The organism is Micromonospora sp. ATA51, from assembly GCF_016802855.1.
Classification (GTDB): Bacteria; Actinomycetota; Actinomycetes; order Mycobacteriales; family Micromonosporaceae; genus Micromonospora; species Micromonospora sicca.
In genome coordinates this window covers 1-9144 of record NZ_JAEVHJ010000277.1, presented here as the reverse complement: position 1 = coordinate 9144, position 9144 = coordinate 1, and the positions used below count along the sequence as shown (strand labels likewise).

The 9144-nt window shown below is 75.1% G+C and carries 10 protein-coding genes and 2 pseudogenes; 3 read left to right on the top strand and 9 right to left on the bottom strand.

Features of this window, described 5'->3' with window-relative positions; translation table 11 throughout:
* Both JNW87_RS29720 and JNW87_RS29715 read right to left on the bottom strand, forming a co-directional pair.
* The coding region (locus JNW87_RS29720; protein ID WP_238454797.1) for an alpha-hydroxy acid oxidase at positions 1-859 on the bottom strand (859 nt) is incomplete at its 3' end.
* Positions 852-1268: a dihydrofolate reductase family protein gene (locus JNW87_RS29715; protein ID WP_109802650.1), complete on the bottom strand. Its 417-nt coding sequence runs from the start codon at positions 1266-1268 to the stop codon at positions 852-854. The genes JNW87_RS29720 and JNW87_RS29715, both read right to left, overlap by 8 nt.
* Positions 1269-1318: 50 nt before the next feature.
* Here JNW87_RS29715 and JNW87_RS29710 point away from each other — a divergent pair, with 50 nt between their 5' ends.
* Genes JNW87_RS29710 through JNW87_RS29700 form a run of 3 tightly spaced genes read left to right on the top strand, consistent with a single transcriptional unit; the run spans position 1319 to position 2928 of the window.
* The gene (locus JNW87_RS29710; protein ID WP_109802651.1) at positions 1319-1786 is read left to right on the top strand and encodes a nucleotidyltransferase domain-containing protein; all 468 of its coding nucleotides are present in this window, start codon (positions 1319-1321) and stop codon (positions 1784-1786) included.
* 50 nt (positions 1787-1836) lie between these two features.
* Positions 1837-2229 carry an MmcQ/YjbR family DNA-binding protein gene (locus JNW87_RS29705; RefSeq protein WP_109802652.1) on the top strand — a complete coding sequence of 131 codons (393 nt, stop codon included), beginning with the start codon at positions 1837-1839 and terminating at the stop codon, positions 2227-2229.
* A gap of 57 nt (positions 2230-2286) precedes the next feature.
* Positions 2287-2928 carry an HAD family hydrolase gene (locus tag JNW87_RS29700; protein WP_109802653.1) on the top strand — a complete coding sequence of 214 codons (642 nt, stop codon included), beginning with the start codon at positions 2287-2289 and terminating at the stop codon, positions 2926-2928.
* A 7-nt stretch (positions 2929-2935) separates the two neighbouring features.
* Here the strand turns inward: JNW87_RS29700 and JNW87_RS29695 are convergent, their stop codons facing one another.
* The 7 genes and pseudogenes from JNW87_RS29695 to accB form a co-directional block, all read right to left on the bottom strand.
* Positions 2936-3412, bottom strand: a complete 477-nt coding sequence (locus JNW87_RS29695; RefSeq protein WP_161557870.1) for a TIGR00725 family protein — start codon at positions 3410-3412, stop codon at positions 2936-2938.
* A gap of 242 nt (positions 3413-3654) precedes the next feature.
* Entirely contained in the window at positions 3655-4908 is a 1254-nt protein-coding gene (locus JNW87_RS29690) for a beta-ketoacyl synthase N-terminal-like domain-containing protein (protein WP_109802654.1), read from the bottom strand.
* Complete coding sequence (locus JNW87_RS29685) at positions 4905-6173, bottom strand: beta-ketoacyl synthase (RefSeq protein ID WP_238454796.1); 1269 nt, start codon at positions 6171-6173, stop codon at positions 4905-4907. The genes JNW87_RS29690 and JNW87_RS29685 overlap by 4 nt, the downstream gene beginning before the upstream one ends.
* Complete coding sequence (locus tag JNW87_RS29680; protein ID WP_109802656.1) at positions 6170-6574, bottom strand: cupin domain-containing protein; 405 nt, start codon at positions 6572-6574, stop codon at positions 6170-6172. The genes JNW87_RS29685 and JNW87_RS29680 overlap by 4 nt, the downstream gene beginning before the upstream one ends.
* Positions 6567-7280, bottom strand: coding sequence for an SRPBCC family protein (locus JNW87_RS29675; RefSeq protein ID WP_238454795.1), 714 nt, complete (start codon positions 7278-7280; stop codon positions 6567-6569). Before JNW87_RS29675 ends, JNW87_RS29680 begins: the two co-directional genes overlap by 8 nt.
* A pseudogene (locus tag JNW87_RS29670) lies at positions 7277-8712 on the bottom strand (acetyl/propionyl/methylcrotonyl-CoA carboxylase subunit alpha). Before JNW87_RS29670 ends, JNW87_RS29675 begins: the two are co-directional and overlap by 4 nt.
* Positions 8712-9144, bottom strand: a pseudogene (gene accB, locus JNW87_RS29665) (acetyl-CoA carboxylase biotin carboxyl carrier protein); the annotation flags it as partial. The pseudogenes JNW87_RS29670 and accB, both read right to left, overlap by 1 nt.

Genomic DNA, 9144 nt, shown 5'->3' with positions numbered 1-9144 from the left:
CCTCGCACCGTTGACCCACCGCGGCCACCACCTCCGGCAGCACCGTCGCGGTGGCCGGGGTGCCGTCGAGCTGCCGGCCGCCGTGGTTGGACACCACGACCGCGTCCGCCCCGGTCTCCGCGGCGCGGGCCGCGTCGCGAGGGTCGAGCACGCCCTTGACCAGCAGCGGCAGCGTGGTACGACCGCGTAGCCAGGCCAGGTCCGCCCAGCTCAACGCCGGGGCGAAGGCCGCGCCGGTGTGCACGGCGACCGCCGACACGCCGGGCGTCCCCTGGTGGGCCAGATCGTCCCGCCCGCCCGGCAGGTTCGCCGCGGTCACGTGCGGCGGCAGGGCGAAGCCGTTGCGTACGTCGCGCAGCCGCCGGCCGAGGATCGGCACGTCGACGGTGACCATCAGCGCGGCGCAGCCGGCCGCGTGCGCCCGGTCCAGCAGGTCGGCGACCATGCCCCGGTCGCGCAGCCAGTACAGCTGGAACCAGACCTCCCCACCGACCGCGCCGATCTCCTCGATCCGGGTGCTGCTCAGCGTGCTGGCCACGAAGGGCACCCCGGCCGCGCGGGCGGCGGCCGCCAGCGCCGGCTCGCCGTCCGGGTGCACCAGCCGCTGGTACGCCATCGGCGCGACCGCCACCGGCATCGCCTGTGGCCGGCCGAGCAGCGGCGCGTCGGTCCGCGGCCGGTCCACGCCGGTCAGCACCCGGGGCAGCACGGCGACCCGGTCCAGCGCAGCCCGGTTGGCGGTCAGCGTGGTCTCCGTCCCGCTGCCGCCCTCGACGAAGTCCCACACCTCCGGCGGCAGCGCGGCCCGGGCCAGCCCCGCGAAGTCGGCCAGGCTCGCCGGCAGCAGCGGCTCAGCCATCGGCGCGCCCGCCGTCCGTCGCACCGGCCGCCGGCCGACCGGGTCCAGCCCGAACCGCTGCCGCAGGAACGCGGCTGCCCCGCCGGATGACGTTCGCGGCGGGGGTGACGCTGAGCGGCACGCCCGCGCGGGCCAGCGTCCGGGAGTAGACGACCTTTGGCATCTCCCGCCAGATCCCGGCGAACTCCCGGGTGGTCGCGCTGGCGGCCGGGTCCTGGTCGGCGGTCGGCCAGAAGCCGGCCATCAGTTCGTAGGTGCGGCGGCCGTGCAGGAAGGCGCCCTTGGTCCGCAGCTCGTCGTTGACGTGCTGGTGCAGCTCTTCGTCGACCCGGTGCCAGTCGAGTTCCCGGTTCGGTCCCTCGATGAAGCCGTCGAGGGAGACGGACATCCAGACGATGATCCGGCGCATCACGATCCTTCCCTTTCGCGGGCAGACCGTCAGTCTGCCAAGGTCCAGGGGTGAACGGGGACCAGGTGACCGCACTGCTGGACGAGTTCGCCGCCGACGGGCTGCGGGCCTGGGTGGCCGGCGGCTGGGCGGTGGACGCGGTGGTGGGCCGGCAGACCCGGCCGCACGCCGACCTCGACCTGGCGATCGACGCGAGCCAGCAGGCGGAGTTGCTCGCGCTGCTCGACCGGCTGGGCTTCGTGACCACGGTGGACTGGCTGCCGGTCCGCGCCGAGCTGACCGCGCCGGACGGCCGCAAGGTCGACATCCACCCGGTGGCGTTCCGCCCGGACGGCAGCGGAGTGCAGTCCGGACTGGACGGCGCGACGTTCGCGTACGCCGCGGACGGCTTCGCCGAGGGCGTCATCGACGGCCGCCCGGTGCCCTGCCTGTCGGTGGGCCAGCAGCTCCGCTTCCGGGAGGGCTACCCGCCGCGGGAGGTCGACCGCCACGACATCAACCTGCTGCGCGGGCTCTGACCAATTGCCGGCCGCACCGTGGTGTCGGTGGGCGGGGGTACGGTCGGGCCATGGCGACCTGGGACGACGTACGACGGATCGCGCTCGCCCTGCCGGAGACCACCGAGCGCGGCTCTCACGACGACCTGCCCGCGTGGCGGGTCCGCGACAAGCTCTTCGTCTGGGAACGGCCGCTGCGCCGCGGTGACCTGGCGGCGCTGGGCGACGCCGCGCCGGATGGGCCGATCCTCGGCGCCCGGGTGCCCGACGAGGGCGCCAAGGAGGCGCTTCTCGCCGACGATCCCGAGGTCTACTTCACCACGCCGCACTTCGACGGGTACCCGGCGGTGCTGGTCCGGCTCGACCGGATCGGTGTCGAGGAGCTGACCGAGCTGGTCACCGAGGCGTGGCTGGCGCGCGCCCCGAAGCGGCTCGCCGGCCAGTTCAGGACGACGACCGGCTGAGATTTCCCCCGCCGCCCAGGTCCGATGGGATCCGTCCGGCTGCCCTAGCATCTGCCCATGCGGGTGGCACACGAGCGGGTGGACGCGATCGTCTTCGACATGGACGGCACACTGATCGAATCTCACGCGGTGGTGCCCGCGGCCTACCGCGCCGCCATCATGGACGCCGGCGGACCGCTGCTCTCCGACGCCGAGATCATCGCCGGGTACCCGCTCGGGCCACCGGCCGCGCTGCTGACGCACCTGCTGGAACGGCCGGCCACCGACCGGGACCTCGCCCGCTACCACGCCCACCTGATCGCCCTCGCCACGCAGGTCACCGTCTATCCCGGGGTGGCCGACCTGCTTGCCGGCGTCGCCGGACGGGGGGCGGTCGGTCTCTTCACCGGCGCCAGCCACCAGGCGGCCGAGATCCTGCTCGACCGGGTCGGTCTGCTCGGGCATTTCCAGGTCGTCGTCGGCGGGGACGAGGTCGCGCGACCCAAACCCGAGCCCGACGGCGTCGAGCTGGCCTGCCGGCTGCTCGGCGTCCATCCCTCCCGAACCGCGTACGTCGGTGACTCGCCGCTCGACCTTCGGGCGGCGCGCCGCAGCGGCGCGCTGGCGGTGGCCGCCGGCTGGGGCCATCAGTACGAGCCGGGTGAGCCGGCGGACCGTACCGCCGGCAATCCTCGTGATCTGCTGGCGCTGCTCGGCTGAGCACAGGTCACGGCCCGGGCGGGAGCACCGCCTGCACCGCCTGCTCCGGGGTGTGGACGGGGCGCGGCCCGGGCACCGGCTCGCCGGTGGGACCGAGGACCCGCCAGCCGCCGAGAAGCACCACCGGGACGGTGCCCCGCCACATCGCCAGGGCCACCTCGCTGAGGGTCCCCCAGGAGCCGCCGACGGCGATCACCGCGTCCGCGCTCCACACCAGGATCGCGTTGCGCGCCTGCCCCATGTTCGTCACCACGGACGCGGACACGTCGGCCGGACCGGGGTCGGCGCCGTCGTCGGGGCGTACGCCGATGACGAGGCCGTTGCGGGAGCGGGCGCCGGCGGCGGCCGCCGCCATCACCCCACCGCCTCCTCCGCAGAGGAGGATGACATCCCGCTCGGCCAGCAGCTCCCCCACCCGTCGCGCGTGCGTCAACTCCGTCTCCGTCGCCTCCGCCGGCCCGCACACCGCCACCTGGAATCTCACCGCCCCACCTCCGCCATCGAGGCTATCGAGACGTACGCGGGCCGGCCGGCGGGTCCGGTCGACCCGGACGCGGAGTTCACCGTGGGCCCGGACGAGACGGCCGACGTGCTGGTTGCGTCCTATCTGGACGTCGGTGCCGAGGCGCGGGCGATGGTGGGCTGCCGGGAGCCTGGACGACGTGGTCCGGACGAGCTGGGGCGCGCCGGTGAACCTGCGTTCGATCCCGGTCCACAGCGGCCCGGTCAGCTCCCCTGGCCCGTCGGCGGTGGCGGCGCGGCGCCGCGGAGCACCAGCGCGCTGTTGAAACCGTCGAATCCGCGCGCGCCGACCAGCGCGATGCGGCTGCGCGGCCGGCGGGGCGCCCGCAGGAAGTTCAGCTCGCAGCCCTCCGCGGGCTGCTCGGGACCGGCGGAGGCGGGCAGCAGGTCGTGCCGGAAGGCGAGCAGCGCGGTCGCCGCGTCCAGGGCCGACCCGCCCTGGTGAGCCCGGCCGGTCAGCGGCTTCTGGGTGGTCACCGCTGGGGTCCGGTCACCGAACACCGCGCGCAGCGCGGCCGCCTCGGCCCGGTCGTGCGCGGGCACGCCGAGCGCGTCCGGCCAGACCACGTCCACGTCGTGCGGCCGGACGCCGGCCCGGTCCAGGGCCAGCCGCAGCGCCCGCGCGTAGTGGGTCGGGTCGGGGCCGGCGTCCGGGTCGGTGGGGGCGGCGTCGTGGGTGGCCGCCCAGCCGGTCACCTCGCCGTAGATCCGGGCGCCCCGGGCCAGCGCGTGCCCCAGCTCCTCCACCACGAAGACCGCGCCGCCCTCGGCGGGGACGTACCCGGCGGCCGCGACGTCGAACGGCCGGTACGCCCGCTCCGGGTCGGCCACGTCGCTGAGCAGGCCGGAGCGGAGCTGGCAGGCCAACGCGTACGGGCTCAGCGGGCACTCGGTCGCCCCGGCGATCACCACCGGGGTGCCCCGACGGACGGTCCGGACGGCGTGCGCGAGGCTGTCCAGCCCGCCGGCGGACTCGGCGACCAGCACCCCGCACGGCCCCTTGAACTGGTGGTGGATGGAGAGCTGCCCGACGCTGGCCGCGTAGAACCAGGCGATCGACTGGTACGCCCCCACCGTCCGGGTCGGACCGCCCCAGAGCCGTTGCAGCTCCCGCTGCCCGAACAGGTTCCCCCCCGACGAGCTGGCCAGGGTGACCGCCCACCCGTACGGGTCGGGGGCCCGCTCGGGCAGCCCGGCGTCGTCCAGCGCCAGGCGGGTGGCGGCGAACCCGAGGTGCGTCCACCGGTCGGTCTGCACCCGCTGCCGGCCGTCGGCGAAGCCGGTGGGGTCGAAGTCCGGCACCTCCCCGGCGACCCGGGTGGGATAGCGGGCCGGGTCGAACAGGCTGATCGGCCCGGTGCGCCGGGTGCCGGCGAGCACCGTCGACCAGTGCGCGTCGGCGCCGACACCGCTGGGCGCCACCACCCCGATCCCGGTCACCACCGCCCGCGCTGTCATGCCGTTGCCGCCAGCCGCCGGAAGACCATCGCGGACTGGAAGCCGCCGAAGCCGCTGCCCACCGACAGCGCCACGTCCACCGGCAGCTCGCGGGCCTCGTTGGGCACGTAGTCCAGGTCGCACTCCGGGTCCCGGGTGGTCCAGTTCGCCGTCGGCGGCACCACGCCGTACTCGATGGCCAGCGCGCAGGCGGCCATCTCGATCGAGCCGATGGCGCCGAGCGAGTGCCCCACCATCGACTTGATCGAGCTGATCGGCACCCGGTACGCGGCCGGGCCGAGCGCCCGCTTGAACGCCGCCGTCTCGTGCCGGTCGTTCTGCCGGGTGCCGGAGCCGTGCGCGCTGATGTACGACACGTCGCCCGGGGCGAGCCGGGCCTGCCGCAGCGAGTCGCCGATGGCGAGGGCCATCTCCACCCCGTCGGGACGCAGCCCGGTCATGTGGAAGCCGTTGCTGCGGCTGGCGTAGCCGGCCACCTCGCAGTAGACGTGCGCGCCCCGGCGGCGGGCGTGCCCGGCCTCCTCCAGCACCAGCACCGCGGCGCCCTCGGCCAGGACGAAGCCGTGCCGGTCGGCGTCGAACGGCCGGGAGGCGTGCTCCGGGTCGTCGTTGTCCGGGCTGGTCGCCCCGATGGCGTCGAACGAGGCGACGGTGACCGGCGAGATGGGCGAGTCGGCCGCCCCGGCGAGCACCACGTCGGCCTCGCCGTCGGCGATGAGCTGGTGGGCGTACCCGATCGCGTCGATGCCGGAGGTGCAGCCGGTGGAGACCACCTGGGCCGGGCCGTGCAGGCCGTGCCGGCAGGCCACGTCGGCGGCCAGGCTGCTCGGGACCAGCGCCTGGTAGAGGTACGGCCCGCCGAGGGTGTGGTCGACCAGCCAGTCCCGGCCGCTGTCGCTGACCCGGACGTACTCCTTCTCCAGCGCCATGGTCCCGCCGACGGCGGTGCCGAGCACCACCCCGGCGCGCTCCCGCTCGGCGTCGGTGAGGGTCAGGCCGCTGTCGGCGAGCGCCTCCGCCGAGCAGGCCAGGGCGAACTGCACGTACCGGTCGGCGCGCCGCCGCTCGGCGAGGGTGATCCCGGCGGCATCGGGGTCGAAGTCGCACTCGGCGGCGATCCGGGAGCGGAACGGCGCCGGGTCGAAGAAGGTGATCCGCCGGGTGGCCGTGCGCCCCTCGGTGATGGTCTTCCAGAACCGGTCCCGGGTGGCGCCGCCCGGGGCGACCACCCCGATGCCGGTGACGACGGTGCGCCGGCCGGTCACGACGGGCCCCGCTGCTGGGCGACCTCGGTGTCGACGTGGCCGAGCTCCGGCCGGGGCGCGAGGGGGCCGAGGTGGAAGACCACCTCGGCGGGCTCGTCGCCCGTGTTGCGCAGCCGGTGCCGCACGAGTCGCGGCACGAACAGCGCCTCCCCGGCCGCCAGCGGCACCGGTTCGTCGTCGAGGTCCACGGTGATGGCGCCGCGTGCCACGTAGAGGAACTCCTCGCTGTAGGGGTGGTAGTGCTCGGCGATCCGCTCCCCCGGCGCGAGCGCGGCCACCCCCATGAAGCCGGAGGTGCTGCCGACGGTCTTCGGCCCGAGCAGCACCCGCAGTTCCCCGCCGCGCCGCCGGTCGGCGGCGACGTCGCGGGCGGCGATGACGCCGGTGACCATCTCACTCATCGTCGCCTCCGGCGTGCAGCCGCTCGATCCGCTCCTTGATGACCGCCAGCTGAACCTTGCTGTTGGCGTTGATCCGGTCGGTCATGCCCGCGTTGTCCACCGGCGCGGTGGGTTTCATCGCGAAGTCCTGCACCCAGGTCATCCGGGTGCCGTCGGGCACCTCGTCGTAGCGCCAGTGGATCCGCATGTACTCGAACGGGCCGGTCTCCACCCGGTGCGCCCGCACCTGCCGGGTCGCCGGGTCCGCGGTGCGTTCGCTGACCCAGCTCCAGGAGACCCCGTTCTCGTCGGGGTGCATGGTGAGCCGGAACCGGACGGTGTCGCCGGTCTGGTCCAGGATCTCCACCACGGCGTACTCGGTGAACAGAGCGGTCCACCGGGCGACGTCGTTGGTGACCCGCCAGACCAGCGGCAGCGGCGCGTCGATGAGCACGCTGTTCTCGGTGTGCCCGGGCGGCGGGTCGGCCCGGCGGGCCACCAGGTCGGCGACGCCCGCGATGCTGAGCCGGCCGGCCTGTTCCGGGATGCGTACCTGCCACCGGTCGGCGACGACGGCGGAGAGTTCGAGCAGGGCCAGCGAGTCCATGCCCAGCTCCTCCAGGCTGGCGGCGGGGCTCCGGGCGGCGGTGTCGGCGTCCAGGCCGCAGTGCGTGACCAGGATGTCGGTTATCTCCGTGGTGAGCGGTCGATCGGAAGCGACGGTCATCGGGTCCTCCTGACGGATGTGCCGGGCTGGTTGGCGGCCGCGGCGGGGGCGGCGGGCGCCGGTACGGGCGCGCCGGTCGGGGCGCGGTCGGCGAGCAGCCGGTCGACCAGGCCGGTGGTGTGGCGGGCCTTGCGGAAGGCGGCGTCGTCGAGCACCCGCCGGACGAAGGGAATGGTGGTCCGCACGCCGGGGCCGGCGATGTCGAACTCGCCGAGCGCGCGTTCCAGCCGGTCCAGGGCGGACGCCCGGTCCGGCGCCCAGACCGCCACCTTGGCCAGCAGCGAGTCGTAGTGCGGGCTGACCAGGTAACCGGGGTGGCCGTGGGTGTCGACCCGGGTGAACGGCCCGCCCGGCGGCCGGAACCGCTCCAGCCGCCCCGGGGCCGGGGCGAAGTCGCGGTCCGGGTCCTCCACGTTGACCCGGCACTCCACCGACACCCCGTGCAGCCGGATCTCCTCCTGCCGCAACCGCAGCGGCACCCCGGCCGCGATGTGCAACTGCTCGTGGACCAGGTCGACGCCGGTGACCATCTCGGTGACCGGGTGCTCCACCTGGATCCGGCAGTTGATCTCCAGGAAGTGGCACCGTTCCGCCTCGTCGACGAGGAACTCCACGGTCCCCGCCCCGGTGAAGCCGACCGACAGGGCGCCACGCAGCGCGTTCTCCGCCAGGGTGTCCAGGGTGGCCACGGAGAGCCCCGGGGCCGGCGCCTCCTCGACCAGCTTCTGGTGCCGGCGCTGCACCGAGCAGTCCCGGGTGCCCAGGTGCACCCCGTTGCCGTGGCCGTCGCAGAGCACCTGCACCTCGACGTGCCGGGCGTCGGTCAGGTACCGCTCGACGTACACCCGGTCGTCGCCGAACGCGACCTGGGCGGCGGCGCGGGTGCGGGCGTACGCCCGGGGCAGCGCGCCGGCGGAGCGGACCACGGTCATCCCGCGCCCGCCGCGCCCGCGGCGGCCTTCACGATCACCGGGTACCCCACCTCGGCGGCCACCTCGAGAGCCTCGGCGACGGTCGGCAGGGTCCGTACGCTGCCCGGCGGCAGCGGCAGCCCGGCCCGGCTCATCAGCGCCCGGGCGGTGGACTTGTCGGCCAGGGCGGACATCACCTGCGGCGGCGGCCCGATGAACACGAGGCCGTTCTCGGCGCAGATCTCGGCGAAGTCGGCGTCCTCGGACAGGAAGCCGTAACCGGGGTGCACGGCCTGGGCGCCGGTCTGCCGGGCCGCCTCGACGATCGCGGCCGCGTTGAGGTAGCTCTGCCGGCTCGGCGCCGGTCCGATCCGGACGGTCTCGTCGGCCATCCGCACCGGCAGCGAGTCGGCGTCGGCACTGGAGTGCACCACCACCGTGCGCACGCCCAGTTCCCGGCAGGCCCGCAGCACCCGCAGCGCGATCTCGCCCCGGTTGGCGATCAGCACCTTCTCGAACATCATCCACCCCACTGCCCGGCCGGCTCCAGGGCGAGCAGCGGCTGGTCGTACTCGACCGGCTGGCCGTCGTCCACGAGCACCTCGACCACCCGTCCGGCCTGGTCGGCGGTCACCTCGTTCATCAGCTTCATCGCCTCGACGATGCCGACCACCTGACCGGGCCGGATCAGGTCGCCGACGGAGACGAACGGCGCCGCGCCGGGTTCCGGGGCCCGGTAGAAGGTGCCGACCACGGGCGCCGCACGGTGAGCCGGCCGGGCTCGGGCGGCGGGCCGGCGGCCGGCTCCGGTTCGGGTACGGCTGCGGGTGCGGGCTCGGTCCCGGGCGCGGCCTGGGCGGGCACGTGCCACTCCGACCTCGAGCACGGTCTCGCCGCTGCGCAGCCGGACCGCCGCACCGGGCCGGCCAGCTCGGCGACGAGCCGATGGCGTG